The organism is Roseicitreum antarcticum, from assembly GCF_014681765.1.
In the GTDB taxonomy this organism is placed as follows: domain Bacteria; phylum Pseudomonadota; class Alphaproteobacteria; order Rhodobacterales; family Rhodobacteraceae; genus Roseicitreum; species Roseicitreum antarcticum.
In genome coordinates, this window is the sequence record NZ_CP061498.1 from 73,160 (window position 1) to 92,505 (window position 19,346).

Consider the following 19,346-nt stretch of genomic DNA (forward strand, 5'->3'; position numbering starts at 1 on the left):
GTCGTTACATGTTACTGCGGAGGCGGTGGCGCTATGCGCATCTGGACACCACGGCTTTCGTAATATGCGACAGCCGCCGGATGGATCGGCGTCGGAATCCCGCGCACGTTTTCCAGCCGGGTCTCGGCGAAGTTCGGATGTCCCTGCGCCAAACGGTCGGTATTGGCGTAGACCGCATCCAAGATGGCAACGACGAAATCGTCGGGCAGGTCACTGCTGCCGATCATGAAATTCATCTGACCGACGGTTTGCAGGTCTGTCGACAGGCCCTGATAGGTATCTGCCGCCAGGGACACGGGCGCGTAATAGGGGAACGCATCTAGGAAGCCTGAGATCTGGTCGTCGGACATCTGCAAGAAGCGCAGCTCGCGGTTCACCTCAAGTTCTTGCATAAAACCTGCTGGATGACCGGCGATGTACAGAATTGCGTCGGCCAGTCCGTCACGAAGCAGGCCGCCGGTGTCTTCCCAGCTTGCGTTGACAAAGCGGGCGGGCTCAATGCCCAGATACCCGGTCAACTCGCGGGAGATGACGTCGCTGCCTCCACCCGGAACGCCAACTGCGAGATCCTTGCCGGCAAGATCTTCGACCGTTTCGATTCCGGAATCGGCCAGCGTAATAATGGTCATGTAGGTTGGGAAAGCCGGATGTAGGCCGACAAAGTTGCGGTACTGCTCTTCGGCCCATCCCAGGCCGTTGTATCCCAAATAGGCCTGGCTGCTGGCGGTGATGCCGAAATCGGTCTCACCGGTGCTGACCAAGATGATGTTCTGTGACGAGCCTCCAGGCTCTTGCGAGATCGTCAGGCCGGGGATTGCCCGAGTGACCACGTCGATCCATGCCGCGACATAGGTGACATAAAGGCTTCCGCCTACCTGGCTGGACGCTGACATCACAGGTGACGGTGGGGTAACTGTTTCCTGCGCCAGTGCGCCGCTGGCACTGAATGCCATCAGCAGTGCGCAGCCTGCGGATTTGAGTACGTTCATCGGTGTCTCCTCCTGTTTTTTTCAGGATGACCCGGCGGGACTCCTGACTTTCGTGTTACGTTGGTAGCAACGCTATTGTTGTCGGCGAATGACTAAAATGTGAATTTGGATTTTCCATTTTGGAAATAATCCCCGTCGCGATCCTCAGAGACTCCTCTGTAAGGCCGCGCCTCACCACGGCAGTGCTGCATCGGCGGGCACACCTACCTCGAACGTATTGAGCGTCATGGCGATTGCCGAATAATAACCGACCAGTGCCACAAGATCGACGGTGCCGACCTCGCTGAGCAGAGAGACGGCCTCGGCATAGGTGCTGTCCTCGACCCTGTGGAGATCCAGCAATTCGCGCACGAACCGATGGACGGCCGTATCCAGAGCCGTTTCAAAGTTCGGTGTCTCGCGTTGGCCGACGGCGGCAATGACGGCGTCAGACAACCCTTGTTTGCGCGCGAGGGGGGCGTGAGCGTACCATTCGTAGTCTGCCCGCCAGAGTGCTGCGATCACTAGGATCGCCAGCTCGCGCTGCCGCTCGGGCACGCTGCACTCATAGCGGACAAAAGCGCCCAACCTGTCCATCGGGGCCGCAGCGCCGGGGCTGTGCAACAGCACGGCATGAGGCCCCCGCACTCCGCCACGCGCGCCCCCAGCAATGCTGGAATAGACTGCCCGTTGCGCTGCGCTCAGACCCTCCGCGGTGGTAATCAATCGGATACGTGCCAATGGTTTCCTCCCTCTTTAGCGCCGACTTGCCGTCAGTGTTTATCAGACAAAAAGTCCGAAATTGCGGTGCCTGCCTCAACAGGTTGTTCGACCACCGAAATGTGCCCAGCTCCTGCGATTTTGAGAAAGCGCGCGCCGGGTGTCAGACGTTGCATCGCGCGCATTTCCTCGGGGGGGGCGCCGAGATCCTGGTCGCCGACCAGATACAAAACCGGCACCGATATCGCCCCCAACCGCCGTTTGTAGTCGAGGTCCTTCAATGCCCGCGCGCAACCGACATAGCCCTCAAGCGGCGTCGCCTCGACCATCATGCGCATTCGCGCGACGGCCAGCGCATCGCTTTTGAACCCGTCGGTGAACCAGCGATCCACCGTGGCGCCCGCAATGGCAGCCATGCCACCTGCCATCACCGCTGCGATCCGCGTATCCCAGGCGTTGCGATAGGTTGGCGGTGCGTCGGCGCGCGCGTCGCAGACCACCAAACGAAGGAGTCTGTCGGCATGGTCGATGCCCAGCCCCATCCCGACCATCCCTCCCATCGACAGGCCGACAAAATGGGCGCGTTCGATGGCGAGATGATCGAGCAGGTCGGTCACATCTGCGACCAGGTCTTGCAAGGAATAGTCGTTCCCCGTCGCCGACGATGCTCCGTGCCCCCGTGCATCGTACCGGATCACCCGAAATTGCTGTTCCAGGGGCGCCAGGATGGCGTCCCACATCGACAGATTAGTGGCGAGACTGTGGGAAAGCACGACGGGCGGACCATCCTGCAGACCGCTGATGAGATGATGCGGGATCATGCAAGGGTCTCCATTGTTGATCGTTCAGGCAACGCCATTCAGCAGCCGCCCTTCATGGAAAATCATCGGGTCACCGTGGTGGCCTGCGCAATCGATGACTTCGCCGACGATGATCTCATGATCGCCACCAGGATGCACCGCGTGCAATCGGCAGGAGATGTGCGCGATACAGCCTTGCAGTAGCGGCAGGCCATCCGCCGAGAACTGCAACTCCATACCGTCGAACCGCTTGGCGTCCTTGCCAACAAAGCGTTGGCACAGTTCTTGCTGACCGGCTTCCAGCACGTTGACAATAAAGCGTCTGCTGTTGCGGATCGCATGACCAGTGGCGCTTCCCAGCTTCGGGCAAATCAGCAGCAGGCAGGGGGTCAGAGACAGCGAGGTCAATGAGTTTACGGTCATGCCGTAGAGAATTCCGCTATCGGCGGTGGTTATGACAGCAACTCCCGTGGCGAACTTACTCATCGAGCGGCGGAACTCTTCCGGACTGACGCCCGTTTCAGACTTCGTTTTGTTCAGCTGGTTCAGCATGCGCACCTCCGATGGACGTGGGTCTCTGGCTTGCGGTTGAATCTAGCCAGCTTTCATTCTTGCTTCGATGGCCTAAATGGGAAATTGATTACTTACGATTTATCCGAAGTCAGGATTCGAATGAACAAGTTCATGGCCATCAAGATCTTTGTGCGCGTGGCTGAAGAAGGCGGATTCACTGCCGCCGCCGCAAAGCTGGGGATCTCGGTATCGGCCGTCACCAAGGCTGTCTCGCGGCTGGAAGATGACTTGGGCGCGCAACTGTTCACACGGACAACGCGGCAAATCCGCATTACCGATTACGCGCAGGAATTCTATGAACGCTGTGTTGGGATCCTGGCTGATCTAGAGGATGCTGAATCCGAGTTGTTGCAGGGAACGGGGGCAGCGCGCGGGCGGGTTCGCCTCGTTTTGCCGTTTTCGTTCGGCCGCGTTACCGTGTTGCCTGAATTGCCTCGCTTCTACGAGCGTCATCCGCAGATCACGCTTGAAATCGACTTCAGTGACGACGGCGTGGACATGATCGCCAAGGGATATGATGTGGCAGTGCGGACGGGCACGATCACGGATTCCCGGCTCAACATGCGGGTCTTGAAGCGCAGTGAGCAAGTTACCGTCGCTTCTTCCGAGTATCTGAGGCTTCACGGGACGCCACAGGTGCCTGATGACTTGCGAGATCACGATTGTATCGTGGGTCGGTTTGGCCGTGAATGGACGTTTCTGGACGACGAGAGACGACCGCGCGTCACTCAAGTCTCTGGCCGTGTGATCATCAACAGCGGCGATGCGCTGCGCGAGGCAGCGGTCGCGGGGTTGGGGCTGGCGCAGGGCACTTGGTGGCTGTTTCGCAAGGATCTGGAGGCCGGACGCGTAGTCCCAGTGCTGCAGGCATATGCAGCACCGGGTATGCCGATTTCGATCCTCTATTCTGCCAACCGGCATACGCCGCGCAAGGTCCGGGCCTTCATCGACTTCCTGATTGAAATCAGCAAGTAACCAGACTGTTTGCGGCCGATTCAGCCCGCGTTGCGCAAGCTCCGCCCCGGGGCGAGTGCCGCATTGACGCGCGGCATGACCTCGTGCGCCATCAGTTCCATAGAGCGCTTCGACAGTACCGGATCGGTCCAGTCCATTCCAGCGTAGACGATTTCGCCGAAATCCCCGATCTCTTCATGCAGGGCAAGGATCTGGTCGACAACGGAATTGACGGTCCCGCAGATCATCAGGTTGTCCATGATGTAATCATAGGTCACCTCTTCGTCTGGCTGATCCTTGTCATTTTTCAATACGAACAGCCGCTTGCTGCGGCGCAGTTTCTTGCTGATCTGCTCGTAGTAGAAGCGATACGGGCTGCGCGCGTCGTCACGGCCATAGGCGCGGGCGGTGGCTTCGTCATCGGCGACGAAGATGGTCCGGGCCACACGCCAATCGGCTGGATCCGCAACCTGTCCGACATCTTTCTTGCCCTGGACGTAGTTGGGCCAATGCGTCTTGACCCATTTCGACAGAAGAAAGTTCGCCGACAGCGGATGAAAATCGCGCTTACCCATCTGAATCACGCCCTTAGAGAACGGTGCCAGCACTGTTCCGACGATCTCGGGCCGGGGGGCCTGCAAAGGTTTTGGCAGCCTGCCCACGCCGATACCAAGGTCATAGGTCCGGCGCGTTGACACCTTGAAGCGGTTGTTGGGCAGATCGATGTCATAGGGCGGCTCGCCCTCCCAGATTCTCAGGATCACATCGATGGATTCTTGGAAAAGCTGGTTGCGGTCTTCATCTAGGATCCCCAGCGCCTCGGCATCCGTGCTGAGCGCGCCGGCACTGACGCCCAGGATCATCCGCCCGCCTGACATATGGTCCAGCATCGCGGCATTGGCGGCCACCAGAACGGGGTGCAATTGCGACAGATTCGACGTGCCGGTGGCCAGCTTAATTGTCTTGGTCTCACCGACCAGCGAACTGAGGAATATCATGCTGTTGGTGATGTTCTCATGAACGTCAGTCAGATGCTCACCAATGAAGGCGTCATGAAAACCCAACTTATCGGCCAAGATAACAGTTTCGCGGTCCTCACGCAGAGTCTCTTCCCAAATCCTGTGCGCAGGGTGCATCGGCATCGTGAAGTATCCGAGCTTCATGGCAATCTCCTTTTCAACTCATGTTCGATAGCCTCAGTCCGATGCGTAGAAAATTTCCTAAGTGTGAAATTCTGAGTTTCCCTTTTATCCGAAGATGCATGTGCTCCGAGGCGAGATAGCCTTGCACTGTGGAAAGATGACGCTCGTACCTGGTGACAGGGCTGCACTTTTGGGGTCGCCGCGAGCTTTGTTGCTGGCGTCGATGTCGCGGCCCTATCGCAGCGTATTGTGCCAGTGTGATGTGTGTTGAAGGCATCACATAGGGACGAGCGTTCGTAGGATGGCACCGACTGCCTGGTTTCCATGGCAAAAAGACATCGTGGTTGCTGTGCAACGAAACCGAGCAATTGAACTCGCGAAAGCTGCTTTCGGAGAACAACAGACTTGTCGTGACGCGCACCGTGTTACTGGAAGAGCCGCTTGGCCAGATCAATCCCGATAGTGGTAGTTTCGGCCTTGGATGCTCTTTGCCAGTGTCATGTCTTGAACAGACATCACGGTGGCACGTTGCGTCGTCGTCGGAAGGGTGGCATCCATGGCGTCAACAAAGCCGTTCGCAAGGGCTCTGTAAGCTGTGCTGAGGGGAAGACGAACGACAAGTGTGGAATTTCAGCAAGTGTTCGAGGTCTGCTGCCTGAATGCAGTGTATTGCATTTTTTTGCAAGTTTATGCATATAAGTGCAATGTATGATCTCAACAATCCCGACACACGCCAGGCAACTCTTCGGAGACGCGTGAAAGATGGTTCGCCACTGGTTGCAACTGCATTGGCAGATGAGCTTCGCATTTCCATTCACACAATCCGCCGCGATCTGATCGCATTGGAGCGTGAAGGCGTTGTGCGTCGGGTGCGCGGTGGCGCGATGCCAGTGACAGGATCAACTTCATCTTACCACGCGCGTGCGGATCAGCCTGACGAGGCGCTTGTCACGCTCGCATCGCGAGCCGTTGATCTGATCCCAATGGGTGGAACTATTTTCATAGATGCCGGGACAACCATGAACGCCGTCGCTTCTCGTCTGTCCCCGGAATTTAGCGGTCTCATCGTAACGCCTGCGCCCTCTGTGGCGCTTGCTGCGCTTGCCAGGGGCGCGCATGTTCATCTCATCGGAGGCTCGCTTTGTCCTGAAGGTGCGATGGCGACTGGTGGTGATGCAGAGCGGTTCATCGGCACCATAGCCGCCGACCTCTGCCTTCTGGGAGCCTGCGGTCTCTGGCCTGACTTTGGGCTGAGCGCCGAGGATGCAGGAGAGGCAGGCGTAAAACGCGCGATGGCACATGCGTCAGCGCGGGCCGTTGTAGTCGCCTCCGCCGCCAAGCTGATGCGGCGCGGGCGACATCTGGTTCTGGATTTGGATGAGATCGACGGGATCGTGACGGACGCTTCATCCGCGCAAATGGCTCCGTTCCTGGAAGCTGAAATCGAGGTTATCCATGTCTGATGCTATTATGCGCTCCAAGCCACTTTGGGCAGATACTGAATGGCGTGCCGTCGTCGCGGCCTTTGCACTGAACGGTCTGCTCTTTGGCGCATGGGCTGCACGTGTTCCGGCCTTTAAGGAGCGGTTTGACCTTGAACCGGGCATGTTGGGCCTGTTGCTCCTGGCTCTCGCAGGGGGGGCCATTGCATCTTTTCCACTAGCTGGCGCGCTTTCCGAACGATGGGGCGCACCCAAACTGACAATCCTCTGCGCTTGGATCTATGCTCCCGCGCTCGTCCTTTTGGCGTTTGCGCCTGTGCCGCTGGCGCTTGCTGCCGCGCTTTTCATTTTCGGTGCGATGCACGGGTCGATGGACGTGGCCATGAATGGCTGGGGCGCACAGGTCGAGACGCGCACGGCGCGCAGCACGATGTCGGTCTTCCACGCGATGTTTAGCCTGGGTGCTGGATTAGGCGCGGCAAGCGGGTTCGTCGCTGTTCGAATGGGGCTGGGGCCAGAGATGCATTTTATCACGGTTGCCCTCTTTGGTGGTACCGCTGCGTTGGCTGCAATGCTTTGTGCACAAAGGACACACACGACCTATCATGATGACGGCACATCGCAGCCGCTTGTCGCGCTTCCGTCGGGAACGCTGTTTCTCGTGGGACTCATCGCCTTTGCGGTCTCGATGGGCGAAGGTGCGATGGCTGACTGGAGCGCGGTTTTCTTGGCGGTTGCCGCTGCTGCGACCGAAGCTCAGGCTGCCCTTGGATACGCGATATTCAGCGCGGCGATGGTGCTGACCCGTCTTGGCGGCGGCGTATTGGAGGAGCGATTTGGAGCTGTCGCTACAGTCCGCGCAAGCGCCGCGATCGCTTTTTGCGGGCTCACAACCGCCATTGTCGGACAGGAGGTGCCCACAATCTTGATCGGTTTCGCGCTGACAGGCGTTGGATATGCAGTTGTCATGCCGCTGGTCTTCTCGCGTGCGGCCCGCGACCCCGACGTGCCGCCCGGCCCCGCGATAGCGAGCGTTGCCACACTTGGCTATGGCGGGATGCTTTTGGGGCCGCCGGTAATCGGCTTCATTGCTCAACTGACCGGAATGCGCTTGTCATTCATTGCCCTTGCAGCACTGGCGATCCTCGCAGCGCTATTGGCGCCGAAGCTAACAGTGAAAGCGTGACCCCTGCGCTTTTGCTGGCGTCGATCAAGAGTGCTAAACTCATCAATCATGGGTATCGAGGCACTGGATCAAAAGCCGAACACCTAGCAATCGGCGCCGGGGAACAAGATCTACAGCTATCTGCTATGGAAACTGCCCATCGCCAAGCGAAATCAGGTCTGGGCGATGGGCATCATCTACATTCCCATGACGCGCGGGTTCATCTATCTCGCGGCCGTGCTGGACTGGTTCATCCGCCGTGTCGTGGCGTGGCGCGTGTCGATCACGCTGGAAGCGGTTTTTGTATTTAGGCAACACAGAAGGCGCTTGCGCGCCACGGTGCGCCCGAGATCTTCAATACTCATCAGGGTAGCCAGACCATCATGCCTGCCAGAGACGGCATTCGCGCATGCAGAGCGAACGCTCGTTTTGTCAGTATAGCGTGCGTTCACCATGGGCGCAGCGAACAGGTCGGTCAAAATTGCAGGTCAGTGACAGGCGCGGCTAGATTATCTGCCAGTCGGTTGGGGTATCTTTCTGCCAACCGACTTCATGCAGAAGCGGCGTATCGCTTTCCACTTCGGGATGGCCCAGACAGAGGTAGCCGGTGAGCGACCATGTCGATGGCACCTCGAGAACGCTGGCAACGGCGAACGGATCGAGGATCGACACCCAGCCAATGCCGATATTCTCTGCACGCGCAGCCAGCCAAAGCGTATGGATTGCCATCACCGTCGAGTAGGACAGCATCTCGGGCATAGTTTGGCGTCCCAAACCTCTGCCCTCAGTGGCGTTCTGATCGGTGAACACTGCGAGATGGATTGGCGCTTCGCGCAATCCGGCGAGTTTGAGTGCGAGATAGTCGTGCCGCGCTTCGGCTTCGTAGGCGCGTGCCGCATCGGCGTTGCAAGCTTCGAAAATCTCGATGATCCGCATACGGACGTGGGCGCTGTTCACCTGTACGATCCGCCATGGCCGTGCGTTCCCGACCGATGGCGCAAAGCCCATTCGGTGTCTCAGTCGTTCCAATACGGCAGGATCTACTGGATCCTGACGAAAATATCGGACGTCTCGACGCCAGGCGAGGATATCATCAAGCGCCCTGCGGTGATTTTCCGTGATCTTCATCATCCCAGCTTACATCACATCAGCCTGCCAAAGTGAACGCCCGGATTGTACGCCTGGCCGATGCTTACCTCCGGCCTCGGCGTTGATCTTGCTGTCGACGCAAAGAATTGCAGCTCCAAGCCCTGTGTAGCGCGATTCCGCGCCACTTGAGCAGCAACTCGTTTAGGCCTGTCAAGCATCCGCTGTCCTGCTGTCAGACGGGGCCTGGGCGCGATCAAACAAGCCATAATGGCGAATGACACTGGCAATCCGAAGGCGGTAGTCGTCGAAAACGCCCCCCTCCCGCTGGCCTGTGCGTTCGTCCGACGGGCACATCGCCGTGTCGCCCAACCGGATTGGTTTGCCCATTGGCAAAGGCAAAGCCTGGGCAGTATCCAGCTGTACATTCGTCGGGCGCGTTCGAGGGATTCATTCTTGCCTGTCCGCTGAAAAATGACTGCGAATGGCTTCCCGTGAATGAAGAAGGGAAGGCATTCGGCGTCAAACACAAATTGTCTGGCACCGTATCGAAACTGTCATCCTCTCAGATATGCAAGTCGCATCCGGTGGACCCTATCAAATCCGTGCTGACGAATTGGCATTGGAAGCGGTCAAAACTGCCGCAACCCGAAAAACCCGCCCATGCAGCGTCGCGGATCCACTTCAGGTGTTCACAGGCTTTGTGAAGCAAAGCCGTGCGGACGCCCGATGGCCGCCATCGGTCCAGTGAGCTGCACCACGAATTCAGTGGCTTTATTCTTCGCACAACCGGGATCAATTCATGCTACGAGCCGCTATCACGCCCGATACCGCTTACAGGTGATTTACAACTCGGCGGGCGCTCAGTCGAAGTCTCTTTTGAAATTCGAAAAGGTGGACGGAATGCTCTCACTTCATGCGGTGTCTGATGCGTTTACTGCAAGTGAATGCGCGTTGATTATTGCGGCGATTTCCAAGAATCCAACTGATGAAGCTCTGCTTGTCGGTGGCAACAAGGATCACAATCTTCGCAAGGCTGAGTTGGTCTGGACAGATGACGTAGCTGGCATGGAGTGGGTGATGGATCGCCTGATCGAGCTTGTCCGCAGATCAAACAGAGATCGTTTTGAATTCGATCTGCGCGAGTTTGCCGAAAGTCCCCAGGTGGCAATCTATAAATCGTCAGACAGCGGACACTTTGCGTGGCACTCCGATATTGGCGGCGGACCTGCCTCTGGCAAACGAAAGCTCACCCTCGTGCTACAATTAAGTAGTGCCGATACCTACGATGGCGGCGACCTGGAGATCATGCCCGGCGCCCAAATTCTTGCGGCCAATCGTGCTCAGGGTTGTATCAGTGTTTTTCCAAGTTTCATGCTTCATCAGGTAACGCCAGTCACACGCGGTATTCGGTATTCAATGACTGCCTGGGCGCATGGTCCAGCATTCCGCTGAACGGGCCCAAAGCATGCGCAATTAGGCTGCCTCTGGTGTAGGGGAGAGCTTTCGACCAGGTCGCAGCGTGCTGAAATTGGGCAGGTCCCGGTAAAGCCTACTCAGCCACAGCAGGCTTTCTTCGAACCCTGTGGTCTGCCTGAGCGCCATGCCGAACAGCATCTTCGTGGTCGCGCAGGTCTGGATGGTCGTTTCATCTTGCTCAGGCTGTCAACCGCGTTTGCCGGTCGGTGTGGCCTCTAAGTGCATGGCGGCATCAAGCCAGATCGCCAGCGAGCCGCGGCGCTTGATCGCTTCGGTAGAGGCTGGCCAGTTCTGGGTCTTGTTGGTAGCGGGCGAGTAGGCGCATCTTGTGCAAGGAGTTTTGGATCAATCAGTTCGACAGCGTTGCAAGCCGCGCTAGCTGCCACGGTATGTACCGTAAGGTTGCCGAAGTGCCGCAGAGGACCAAGATCAGATGACGCAGACACCGATTGCTCTGGCTGTTCCCGGTGACATCAACACGCTGACAGGTGGCTACATATACGATCGCCAATTGTATGATGAACTGTGTCGCGCCGACTATGATATGATCCTGGTCACGTTGCCCAACAGCTTTCCATTTCCGCCAGCCGCTGATCTGGCGCGCGCCTGTGCACAGTTGCAGGCGCTACCTGCCGGGACCGCGGTCATTATCGACGGTTTGGCCTTCGGAGCGCTGCCACCCGAAGAGGTTGCAAAGATCGTGGCGCCGATCATTGCGCTTGTCCATCATCCACTTGCCTTTGAAAGTGCTTTGCCCACTGCCCAGCAGGAGCATTTTTTGAAGAATGAACGGGAAAATTTGCGCTATGCTGCGCAGGTTCTGGTGCCAAGCCCGCATACCAAAGCGACGCTCATCGCTCATTTCGAAGTGGATGCAGCGCGGATACACATTGCCTTGCCCGGGATTGCGCAACTATCGCAAGAGCGGCCGCCGGTGCCACGGCCCGCCCGCCCGCTGATCCTGTCGGTCGGTATCCTTCACCCACGAAAAGGCCATGACGTCCTGATCGATGCGCTTGGATATATCGAAGAGCTGGAGTGGGATGCCTGCATTGTAGGTGGTGTGTGGGAGGAAGGGTATGACACGGCCCTGCAAGACCAGATCGACAGGCAGGGGCTTACAGCGCGGGTCCGTCTGGCAGGCCGGGTTGAGGGGGCGGAACTCTCAATGCTTTACTCACAGGCGAGCCTTTTTGCGCTTGCGACACGGTATGAAGGTTACGGCATGGTTTTCAACGAAGCCATGATCCATGGTTTGCCTATCGTTTCCTGCGCCACCGGCGCTGTGCCTGACACGGTGCCGCAAGGCGCAGGGTTGCTAACGGCGATCGAGGACCCAGCAGCGTTTGGTGCAGCTTTGTCGCAGGTCCTCAGCGATTCTACCGTTGCGGCCAATATGCGTGCGGCGGCGGTGCGTGCTGCCAAAGCTCTTGGCACGTGGGAAGATACGGCATCCGTTGCCAGTCGCGCAATTCATGCCGCGAGGAAAGCAATATCATGACCGCAAAGCAACAGGATGTGTCCGATCTGGATCTGGCTGTCGTCGCTGCGCAGACCGCTGGAGATATTCTGACCAAGCATTGGCATGCGAGAGCGTCATTGACGGTCAGCGTCAAGCGCGCGGGGGATTTTGTGTCGCAGGCCGATGTGGCCTCGGAAATGTGTTTGCGTGAGATGCTGTTGTCGGCGCGTCCTGATGACGGCTGGCTGGGCGAGGAAACGCCGGGCACTGAAGGATCGTCGCGACGCTGGATTGTCGATCCTTTGGACGGCACGACCAACTTCTTGCGCGGTATCCCGCATTGGGCAATTTCCATCGCGCTAGAGGTGGATGGCAAGCGCCGTCTTGGTGTCATCCATGACCCACTAAAAAGTGAAACATTCACGGCAATGCGTGGCGGCGGTGCTTTCCTGAACGGGTCGGCGATCACTGTCTCTGACACGACGCAGCTTGCAAATGCGCTGTTTGGAACCGGCATCCCGTTTGGCGGCATGGCCCATATCGATGACCATGCGGCTGATATCGCGAACCTGATGCCACATTGCGCTGGCGTCCGGCGAATGGGGGCAGCAGCACTTGATCTGGCCTATGTCGCAGCGGCGCGGCTGGACGGGTTCTGGGAACGCCGGTTGCAGCAATGGGATATCGCTGCGGGCCTTGTCATCTTGCATGAGGCGGGTGCTCAGATCACGGCTATGGAACCAGACGATCACCCTGAAGTTTCCGGCACAGTTCTGGCTGCGCCCAAGGCTTTGTTCGACTCTTTTGCCAACGCCCTTCGCGGTTAGGTCGGGTCCGGCAACCTTGCATAAAGATCACCAGACTTTTCATGCGCGGCAAGGCTACGCAGCCAGCGTTTGACAGTCTCGGCGTCAGACCATTGATCCCACAGGAAATCGCCCTCCTCGCCGCGTACAGGATTGAACCGATACTGGCCCAGCTCCATCAGACGGTCGATCACCGCGATCGTTAGATCCGGCAGCCCGGGCAGATATTCGACCGAGATAATCTCAACCGGATGGGACAAGCCTGCCAGAACGTCGAGTTCGAAGCCCTCTACGTCGATCTTGATGTAGCGTGGCACCCCTTCTTCCGCGATCAGCGCGTCCAGGGTTGTGACACGCACGTTCTGGATCATATCCCATTTGACCTTTTCAAAACCGGGAGTTGCGCTTGCTGCCTCGACAAAGCCAGTCTTCAGTGAAGACACCGTCGGATGGCGTGACGAGACCGCCATCTGTGCGATTGACTCACTACGCCCGGCAGCGGCTTCGATAAGCCTGATGTCACGCGGCAGGGTCCACCGCAGGTAAGTCGAGAAAGGTGCCTGCGGTTCGAGCGCGATAACCCGCGCGCCTGCCGCGCGCATGGCGCGCGCCCGCGTGCCGACATGGGCACCGATATCAAATACCAGGTTCTCTTCTTTCAATAAATTGCGGTAGAGCCTGCGAATTGGGGCGGAATTGACGGGATTGTGATAGATCACAACAGACCGCAAAAACCCGAGCCATGTGCCGATGGTCAAATTGTCGTTCCAGTCTTGTAAGCTTAACATATACGCCAAAATGGCATCTGACATTTACATAAGGCAAATCTTTATCGCGGCGACAAAAATCATCGTCGGTCGGCAAGTGCCGACACAATCGTTGTGGTGCCGCTTGTTCTTCTCTTTGCCGTGCTAAGTCGTGATCGGCAAATTTTTGGGAACAACATGAATCAACTGAAGCCTGCTTTTGGTCTCGACAGCCCGCTGGTGTCAGCGATTGCGCCGCGCAGCATTGAACTTGTGATGCGTGCCAGGGGCGACGTGCGCCTCGGCGTGCCGGTCATCTTATCGCATCAGGGCAAATGCGTCTTGATGATTGCGGCAGAAACGCTGACCCTTGATCGATTCAACGCGCTGGCCGCAGACCAGCAGCCGGTGCAATTGCTGCTGACGCGCCACCGTGTCGCGGCGCTGGATGTCAATCTAGGCCCAAATGACTCGCTGGCGTCCAAGGTTGTAGCAATCTCAGTGCCACAAGGCGCGGGTTTGGACTGGGTGATGTCAATGGCAGATCCGGCCTATCCGCGCGCCACGGGGCACACAGCTGATTGTGCTCAGCCCAGTGATTTGATGCATGATGCGGCCATTGCATTGGCCAAGTCAGCGCAACTGCTTCCGGCAGCACTGACTGTCCCGATTGCCGATGCGCGCAGCTTTGCTCAGGCCAACGCACTTTGCATGATCGACGCAGCCGACGTGTTGGCGGAACTGTCCGCCGAACGGCTCCAAGCGCCGGTTTCTTCGGCGGTCCTGCCGATGGCTGTACATGAGGCGGGGCGCGTGCATGTGTTTCGCCCCAACGACGGCGGTGTCGAACACTACGCCATCGAGATCGGCAACCCTGATCTGTCAAAGCCTGTTCTGACGCGGTTGCATTCAGCCTGCTTTACCGGTGATGTCATGGGCAGCCTGAAATGCGACTGCGGCGCGCAGTTGCAGGCGACCTGTGCAACGATGGCCGCAGAACGGGGTGGCCTGCTACTCTACCTCAGTCAGGAAGGCCGCGGCATCGGCATGGCCAACAAGATGAGGGCCTACGCACTGCAAGATCAGGGGTTGGACACTGTGGAGGCCAACAACCACCTTGGTTTCAACGATGACGAGCGTGATTTCCGCAATGGCGCGGCTATTTTGAAGCAACTTGGCATTTCTACCGTCCGGTTGCTGACCAATAATCCAGCTAAAATGGCGATCCTGAAGGCGCAAGGCATTGCCGTCACCGAACGAGTGCCATTGCAGGTCGGCAAGACAGCCCAGAACACCCGGTACCTTGCGACCAAAGCGGCAAAGTCGGGACACTTGTTGACATGAGCGCCATGGCTCTATGGAGTGTCGCGGCAGGACAGGTTGAAATCCGACCTGCGGCTGCTGGAACTGGTGTGCCGGTAAAAACAGTGTTTTCCGCAATCAGCCGCGGCACTGAACGGCTGGTCGCCGCGGGCGAAGTGCCTGCATCCGAACATGACAGGATGCGTGGACCCGGCATGGAAGGTACCTTCCCTTTCCCCGTCAAATACGGTTACTGCAACGTGGGCGAGGTTCAGGCCGGGCCGCTGGCTGGACGCCATGTCTTTAGTCTGTTTCCACATCAGACGCATTTCTGCCTGCCGCAAGAGAACCTGAACGTCCTTCCAAGCCATTTGCCTTTAGAACGGGCGGTGCTGGCAGCGAACATGGAAACCGCCCTGAACATCCTATGGGACAGTGGGGCCGGTGCGGGCGACCGGATCGCGGTGATCGGCGCCGGTGTTGTAGGGTCACTTGTCGGATATCTTGCCGCACAACTTCCGGGTGCGGTTGTGGTGCTGATCGATATCAACCCAGCACGCGAGGTGCTTGCCAAGACGCTGGGCGTCGATTTTGCGTCAACGGATGACGCGCCACATGATTGTGACGTCGTGATCCATGCAAGCGCAAATCCAGATGGCCTTGCGCTTGGCCTGTCAATCGCTGGTGAGGGTGCCACCGTCATCGAGGCAAGCTGGTATGGCGACAAAATTGTGCCTGTCCCCTTGGGAGGGGCATTCCACAGCCGGCGCTTGCGCCTGATTGCATCGCAGGTGGGCCATCTGCCGCCCACGCGCCTGCCGCGTTGGTCTTATGCAAGACGCATGGCAACTGCGCTGGATCTGCTGGCTGATGACCGGCTTGACCTCTTGATATCGGGCGAGACGCCGTTCGCGGATCTGCCCCACCGATATGCCGATATCCTCGCGGCACCTGACACGTTATGTCACCGGATCCGGTACTGAAGCCAGTTTTCACCGCTCGTCCCCCGAATAAAAGGAACCACAATGTACGCTGTCGAAGTCCGTGACCACATCATGATTGCCCATTCATTTCCGTCACCCGTCTTTGGCCCGGCACAAGGCGTCCACGGGGCCACGTTCACCGTGGATGCCGCGTTTTTCGCTGAAGACATCGATGAGCACGGGCTGGTTGTCGATATCGGCCTCGCCATTGACGCTTTGGCGCAGGTACTCGAACCGCTGCGCTACAAGAACCTTGATGATGAAAGCCAGTTCAAGGGCACCTTCACGACAACCGAATTCCTGTCTGGCCATATTTTTCGTGCTCTGGCGGAAAAAGTGCGGGCAGGCGAACTCAAGGACGCAAAACGTGTAAAGCGTCTGCGGATCACATTGCACGAAAGTCATCTTGCGCGCGGCTGGTTTGAGGCAGAGATCTGATCGATGGCGTTTTCTGCCGAATGGCTGGCCCTGCGCGAACCGGCTGACCACGCCGCGCGCGACGATAGATTGTTGACCGCGGCGATCAACGCTGCCGGTCAGTCACCAATGATCGTTGATCTGGGTTCCGGGACGGGGTCCACGTTAAGGGCTTTTGCGCCTTTGTTGGGTGGCGCCGCCGCATGGAGGCTCGTCGACAGTGATCCTGCCCTTTTGGCGCAGGCCGCTTTGAGCGCTGGTCCAGATGTCACGATGCATCCGCTTGACCTCAGGACGCTTTATGACCTGCCGCTGTCGGGGGCGAACCTTGTCACAGCATCCGCTTTGCTTGATTTGTGTTCGGGAGACTGGTTGACCCGGCTGGCTGCCCGACTGAAAGAGCAGTCAGTCGCGTTTTACGCTGCCTTGAACTACGATGGGGTGATGACATGGTCGCAACCTGACCGCGATGATGCGGCGGTAACGGCGGCCTTCAACCGCCATCAGCGCAGCGACAAAGGGTTCGGTCCCGCGCTTGGCCCCGATAGCGCCCGTGTCGCAGCTGCCGCATTTGCCGAGGCGGGATTCCGCGTGACAGAAGCTGACAGCCCATGGATCCTCGGCCCAGAAGAAGCGCCGCTGCAAAGCCAATTAATCGACGGTATCGCGAGTGCCGCAGCAGGAGCCGGTGAAGCGAATGCCCGGGCATGGGCCGCTCGTCGACGAGATCTTGTCAGAGACGGCCAGTGTTACATCGGACATCGAGACTTGCTGGCTTTACCCCCCGGCTACTAGCACGACTTAGCAGGAGAGACGGAATGCAGAACGTAGACGTAACCGACCGTGTCTGGGAACATCTGCTTGCCATTCGTTCGGGCAAGGCATGCGCGTGTTGTGGTGGTACTTGGTCGGCGGGCGAGCGGGGCGCGCTGGATCTGTACGCTCCTTTGGCAAGGCGCGACCTAGGGCCTGTTGTCGTCGCCCAGATCGGGCAGTCGCTCGATGGTCGTGTCGCAACTGTGTCGGGTGACGCGAGCGATGTGTCCGGCCCGGATGGACATGCGCATCTGCACCGGATGCGAGCCTTGGTCGACGGTGTCGTCATCGGAATTGGCACGGCGTTGCATGACAATCCGCGGCTGACGGTACGGTTGTGCGCAGGTCCAAGCCCTGCGCGAATTGTTATCGATTCCAAAGCGCGTTTGCCCGACGACGCGCCCGTTCTTCGTGCTGACGGTACGCGCAGCATCATCGTTCAGGGCGTCGACCGGCCGCGCCCCAAGCATGTCGAGGTGCTGCGGCTACCGCTGATTGATGGCAAGTTCAAACCGGAAACGGTATTGCAAGTGCTCCGCAAGGCTGGACTGAAAAGCCTGCTCATCGAAGGTGGTGGGATCACGATTGCTCATTTTCTTGATGCAGATGAACTGTGCCGGTTGCAGGTCGCAGTTTCCCCTTTGCTCATCGGTAGTGGACCAATCGCGCTCACGCGCAGTATTCAGCAAGCAAAGCTGGCCGATTGCCTGCGGCCAGACACGCGGGTGTTCGGGCTCGGCTCGGATGTTGTTTTCGATTGTGGGCTGACGCCCGCCGCCCACGCGGCAACCGTACCGCAGCACCCCGCGCGCATCGGCGTGTCATAGAGCGCCGGACAATCGAGCGATAAGAGGGGTGCGAACTGCCCAGAACTCTGTACGGGAGTTGGCCAGATAAGGCACATCAACCGTCGTATCCGTTTGTCATTCACTCGATCATCGTCGTTGCGCCGGTGCCATTTGATTTCCCGGACGCAGTAGAGCAGGGTCTCCAAGAACCGCTTATTGATCAGCCGCATAATGTCGAGGTTCCGCTTGGGCTCGCCCTTATGCTTATAGTGGAAGCACGCGCGCGCGGTCGAGAGCAGTCTGCACTTTTGACCGGTGGATAATGGCGGGTGTGCGGCATTTGCAAGACCTGTTGAACGCCGCATTGGACGGAGATCACGTTGCCACTTACGACGCCATGCAGCAGGTCGGCTACGCTCGTCTCTTGATGCCGCACCTACGGCAAATGGCGGCTTCTAGGAAAACGATCACAAAAGCTGGCTGTCTGGTAAGGGCCGTAGGTACAGTGACGCCATTGCTTTGAGATGGTTGTGCCGCATTGATCGGAACGACAGGCGCCAAGTCCGAGCTCCAGTCCTCCGCTTCTGACACGGCCAGGAGGGTAGGGGCCTCATGCGGACCAAAATCCTTCACCGTCAAGTCACACGAGTTGGCAACACCGATCCGGCCCTTGCATTCGTGGCGTTCTTTATCTGCTTTCACATAGTCGGCATACGCACTAGGCATCCCTATCTTCGGGATCGTGGGGCTAACTATGGCGCAAAAATCTACCATCTATAAAGTTGAACTTTCCGTCTCTGACATGGATCGTCACTATTATGAGACCCATAAACTGACAGTTGCCAAACATCCCTCGGAGACGGATGAACGGCTGATGGTGCGCATTCTTGCTTTTGCGCTGAATGCTCATGAACATTTGGAGATGACGAAAGGCCTGTCAACGGATGACGAACCAGACATTTGGCAAAAAAGCCTGAGCGGCGAACTCGAGTTGTGGGTCGCGTTGGGGCTCCCCAGCGATAAGGTGGTGCGTCAATCGTGTGGTAAAGCTGACAAGGTGATCATCTATTCCTACGGCGGCAGGACGGCCGATATGTGGTGGGAGAAGATCAAAAAAAGTTGCACCCGGTTTGACAACCTTCAGGTTGTGAGTTTTTCTGAACATGACACTAGAGCATTGGGGGAACTTGCAAGCCGCGCAATGAGGCTACAGGTCAATATTCAGGACGGCGACGTCATGGTCAGTGTTGATGAGAACATAGTTTACATCACTCCGGTCGGATGGAAAAATGCTGACCATTGATCCTAAGCTATCTGAAAACGCGTATAAGAAATCAGTGTGTTGCATAGCATACTAACGTCCCGTGTAGTGACGTACTTGGCCACGATCATCCACCTTCCGCCGTCCATCTACGACTCGGCATCCCGTGCCAGGCCTTGGTGCCGATGCGGCTTGACCTGCGGCAGCGCCAAGATCGTCCGTTTGACTCTGGGGCCATGTTTTCAGGACGGCGTTTCGCATCGCCGCATGGCGGCGCCGAACCTCGCTACGACTTACGCATAGAGATCGCTGCCGCAGGCCCATTGCGGAAGACACAGGCCTCTAGGGTCCTTTTGACCGCGATTGGATGACATGAGAAGACGTCGCTGCCTTCGTTCGGTGTCTGCGAGCCAAGGCTACCTGACGTGACGATCTC

The 19,346-nt window shown here is 58.0% G+C and carries 19 protein-coding genes and 2 pseudogenes; 13 read left to right on the top strand and 8 right to left on the bottom strand.

Going from position 1 to position 19,346, the window contains the following annotated elements; genetic code table 11:
* Nucleotides 1-11 precede the first annotated feature (11 nt).
* The 4 genes from H9529_RS00380 to H9529_RS00395 form a co-directional block, all read right to left on the bottom strand.
* Nucleotides 12-989 (bottom strand): TAXI family TRAP transporter solute-binding subunit, encoded by a 978-nt coding sequence (locus H9529_RS00380; RefSeq protein WP_092885502.1) that lies wholly within the window; start codon nucleotides 987-989, stop codon nucleotides 12-14.
* A 171-nt stretch (nucleotides 990-1,160) separates the two neighbouring features.
* On the bottom strand, nucleotides 1,161-1,616 hold the full coding sequence (locus H9529_RS00385; RefSeq protein WP_223814241.1) for a carboxymuconolactone decarboxylase family protein: 456 nt from the start codon (nucleotides 1,614-1,616) through the stop codon (nucleotides 1,161-1,163).
* Between the two features lie 125 nt (nucleotides 1,617-1,741).
* A complete protein-coding gene (gene pcaD / locus H9529_RS00390) occupies nucleotides 1,742-2,509 on the bottom strand; it encodes a 3-oxoadipate enol-lactonase (protein WP_092885506.1) in 768 nt (255 codons plus the stop codon).
* A 24-nt stretch (nucleotides 2,510-2,533) separates the two neighbouring features.
* Complete coding sequence (locus H9529_RS00395) at nucleotides 2,534-3,040, bottom strand: flavin reductase family protein (protein WP_092885508.1); 507 nt, start codon at nucleotides 3,038-3,040, stop codon at nucleotides 2,534-2,536.
* Nucleotides 3,041-3,070: 30 nt separating this feature from the next.
* Here H9529_RS00395 and H9529_RS00400 point away from each other — a divergent pair, with 30 nt between their 5' ends.
* Nucleotides 3,071-4,036: a LysR family transcriptional regulator gene (locus tag H9529_RS00400; RefSeq protein WP_223814242.1), complete on the top strand. Its 966-nt coding sequence runs from the start codon at nucleotides 3,071-3,073 to the stop codon at nucleotides 4,034-4,036.
* Between the two features lie 20 nt (nucleotides 4,037-4,056).
* Here H9529_RS00400 and H9529_RS00405 read toward each other — a convergent pair whose 3' ends face one another.
* Complete coding sequence (locus H9529_RS00405) at nucleotides 4,057-5,178, bottom strand: LLM class flavin-dependent oxidoreductase (protein WP_092885512.1); 1,122 nt, start codon at nucleotides 5,176-5,178, stop codon at nucleotides 4,057-4,059.
* Between the two features lie 638 nt (nucleotides 5,179-5,816).
* On the opposite strand from H9529_RS00405, the gene H9529_RS00410 reads away from it, so the two are divergent.
* From H9529_RS00410 to H9529_RS20525, 3 genes and pseudogenes are all read left to right on the top strand, one after another.
* Entirely contained in the window at nucleotides 5,817-6,620 is an 804-nt protein-coding gene (locus H9529_RS00410) for a DeoR/GlpR family DNA-binding transcription regulator (protein WP_092885514.1), read from the top strand.
* Entirely contained in the window at nucleotides 6,613-7,785 is a 1,173-nt protein-coding gene (locus tag H9529_RS00415) for an MFS transporter (protein WP_223814243.1), read from the top strand. The genes H9529_RS00410 and H9529_RS00415 overlap by 8 nt, the downstream gene beginning before the upstream one ends.
* Nucleotides 7,786-7,833: 48 nt before the next feature.
* Nucleotides 7,834-8,141 (top strand): annotated as a pseudogene (locus tag H9529_RS20525) (DDE-type integrase/transposase/recombinase); the annotation flags it as partial.
* Nucleotides 8,142-8,268: 127 nt separating this feature from the next.
* On the opposite strand, the gene bluB reads toward H9529_RS20525, so the two are convergent.
* Complete coding sequence (gene bluB / locus H9529_RS00425; protein ID WP_092886224.1) at nucleotides 8,269-8,892, bottom strand: 5,6-dimethylbenzimidazole synthase; 624 nt, start codon at nucleotides 8,890-8,892, stop codon at nucleotides 8,269-8,271.
* Between the two features lie 861 nt (nucleotides 8,893-9,753).
* Here bluB and H9529_RS00430 point away from each other — a divergent pair.
* Nucleotides 9,754-10,305, top strand: a complete 552-nt coding sequence (locus H9529_RS00430; RefSeq protein WP_092885518.1) for a 2OG-Fe(II) oxygenase — start codon at nucleotides 9,754-9,756, stop codon at nucleotides 10,303-10,305.
* A gap of 48 nt (nucleotides 10,306-10,353) precedes the next feature.
* Here H9529_RS00430 and H9529_RS20530 read toward each other — a convergent pair.
* Nucleotides 10,354-10,596: pseudogene (locus tag H9529_RS20530) on the bottom strand (transposase); the annotation flags it as partial.
* A 166-nt stretch (nucleotides 10,597-10,762) separates the two neighbouring features.
* Between H9529_RS20530 and H9529_RS00440 the strand changes: the two are divergent.
* Entirely contained in the window at nucleotides 10,763-11,830 is a 1,068-nt protein-coding gene (locus tag H9529_RS00440) for a glycosyltransferase family 4 protein (protein WP_092885522.1), read from the top strand.
* On the top strand, nucleotides 11,827-12,618 hold the full coding sequence (locus H9529_RS00445; RefSeq protein ID WP_092885523.1) for an inositol monophosphatase family protein: 792 nt from the start codon (nucleotides 11,827-11,829) through the stop codon (nucleotides 12,616-12,618). The genes H9529_RS00440 and H9529_RS00445 overlap by 4 nt, the downstream gene beginning before the upstream one ends.
* Here the strand turns inward: H9529_RS00445 and H9529_RS00450 are convergent.
* A complete protein-coding gene (locus H9529_RS00450; protein WP_223814244.1) occupies nucleotides 12,615-13,409 on the bottom strand; it encodes an FkbM family methyltransferase in 795 nt (264 codons plus the stop codon). The two genes, H9529_RS00445 and H9529_RS00450, sit on opposite strands and share 4 nt — an antisense overlap.
* A gap of 132 nt (nucleotides 13,410-13,541) precedes the next feature.
* Between H9529_RS00450 and ribA the strand changes: the two genes are divergently transcribed.
* The 6 genes from ribA to H9529_RS00480 all read left to right on the top strand — a co-directional run bounded on the left by ribA (nucleotide 13,542) and on the right by H9529_RS00480 (nucleotide 18,952).
* On the top strand, nucleotides 13,542-14,687 hold the full coding sequence (ribA, locus tag H9529_RS00455; RefSeq protein ID WP_092886227.1) for a GTP cyclohydrolase II: 1,146 nt from the start codon (nucleotides 13,542-13,544) through the stop codon (nucleotides 14,685-14,687).
* A 5-nt stretch (nucleotides 14,688-14,692) separates the two neighbouring features.
* Nucleotides 14,693-15,628 carry a zinc-dependent alcohol dehydrogenase gene (locus tag H9529_RS00460; RefSeq protein WP_223814245.1) on the top strand — a complete coding sequence of 312 codons (936 nt, stop codon included), beginning with the start codon at nucleotides 14,693-14,695 and terminating at the stop codon, nucleotides 15,626-15,628.
* Nucleotides 15,629-15,670: 42 nt separating this feature from the next.
* Complete coding sequence (locus H9529_RS00465; protein ID WP_092885526.1) at nucleotides 15,671-16,066, top strand: 6-pyruvoyl trahydropterin synthase family protein; 396 nt, start codon at nucleotides 15,671-15,673, stop codon at nucleotides 16,064-16,066.
* Between the two features lie 108 nt (nucleotides 16,067-16,174).
* Complete coding sequence (locus H9529_RS00470) at nucleotides 16,175-16,840, top strand: class I SAM-dependent methyltransferase (RefSeq protein ID WP_223814246.1); 666 nt, start codon at nucleotides 16,175-16,177, stop codon at nucleotides 16,838-16,840.
* Between the two features lie 23 nt (nucleotides 16,841-16,863).
* Nucleotides 16,864-17,688, top strand: coding sequence for a RibD family protein (locus tag H9529_RS00475; RefSeq protein ID WP_092885530.1), 825 nt, complete (start codon nucleotides 16,864-16,866; stop codon nucleotides 17,686-17,688).
* Nucleotides 17,689-18,403: 715 nt separating this feature from the next.
* Complete coding sequence (locus H9529_RS00480; protein ID WP_092885532.1) at nucleotides 18,404-18,952, top strand: YaeQ family protein; 549 nt, start codon at nucleotides 18,404-18,406, stop codon at nucleotides 18,950-18,952.
* Nucleotides 18,953-19,346: the final 394 nt, after the last annotated feature.

Excerpts from the sequence above, each read along its gene's own strand:
- H9529_RS00380 (WP_092885502.1), bottom strand. The coding sequence starts at position 989 with ATGAACGTACTCAAATCCGCAGGCTGCGCACTGCTGATGGCATTCAGT.
- pcaD (WP_092885506.1), bottom strand. The coding sequence starts at position 2,509 with ATGATCCCGCATCATCTCATCAGCGGTCTGCAGGATGGTCCGCCCGTC.
- H9529_RS00395 (WP_092885508.1), bottom strand. The coding sequence starts at position 3,040 with ATGCTGAACCAGCTGAACAAAACGAAGTCTGAAACGGGCGTCAGTCCG.
- H9529_RS00405 (WP_092885512.1), bottom strand. The coding sequence starts at position 5,178 with ATGAAGCTCGGATACTTCACGATGCCGATGCACCCTGCGCACAGGATT.
- H9529_RS00410 (WP_092885514.1), top strand. The coding sequence starts at position 5,817 with ATGCAGTGTATTGCATTTTTTTGCAAGTTTATGCATATAAGTGCAATG.
- H9529_RS00415 (WP_223814243.1), top strand. The coding sequence starts at position 6,613 with ATGTCTGATGCTATTATGCGCTCCAAGCCACTTTGGGCAGATACTGAA.
- bluB (WP_092886224.1), bottom strand. The coding sequence starts at position 8,892 with ATGAAGATCACGGAAAATCACCGCAGGGCGCTTGATGATATCCTCGCC.
- H9529_RS00430 (WP_092885518.1), top strand. The coding sequence starts at position 9,754 with ATGCTCTCACTTCATGCGGTGTCTGATGCGTTTACTGCAAGTGAATGC.
- H9529_RS00440 (WP_092885522.1), top strand. The coding sequence starts at position 10,763 with ATGACGCAGACACCGATTGCTCTGGCTGTTCCCGGTGACATCAACACG.
- H9529_RS00445 (WP_092885523.1), top strand. The coding sequence starts at position 11,827 with ATGACCGCAAAGCAACAGGATGTGTCCGATCTGGATCTGGCTGTCGTC.
- H9529_RS00450 (WP_223814244.1), bottom strand. The coding sequence starts at position 13,409 with ATGTCAGATGCCATTTTGGCGTATATGTTAAGCTTACAAGACTGGAAC.
- ribA (WP_092886227.1), top strand. The coding sequence starts at position 13,542 with ATGAATCAACTGAAGCCTGCTTTTGGTCTCGACAGCCCGCTGGTGTCA.
- H9529_RS00460 (WP_223814245.1), top strand. The coding sequence starts at position 14,693 with ATGGCTCTATGGAGTGTCGCGGCAGGACAGGTTGAAATCCGACCTGCG.
- H9529_RS00465 (WP_092885526.1), top strand. The coding sequence starts at position 15,671 with ATGTACGCTGTCGAAGTCCGTGACCACATCATGATTGCCCATTCATTT.
- H9529_RS00470 (WP_223814246.1), top strand. The coding sequence starts at position 16,175 with ATGATCGTTGATCTGGGTTCCGGGACGGGGTCCACGTTAAGGGCTTTT.
- H9529_RS00475 (WP_092885530.1), top strand. The coding sequence starts at position 16,864 with ATGCAGAACGTAGACGTAACCGACCGTGTCTGGGAACATCTGCTTGCC.
- H9529_RS00480 (WP_092885532.1), top strand. The coding sequence starts at position 18,404 with ATGGCGCAAAAATCTACCATCTATAAAGTTGAACTTTCCGTCTCTGAC.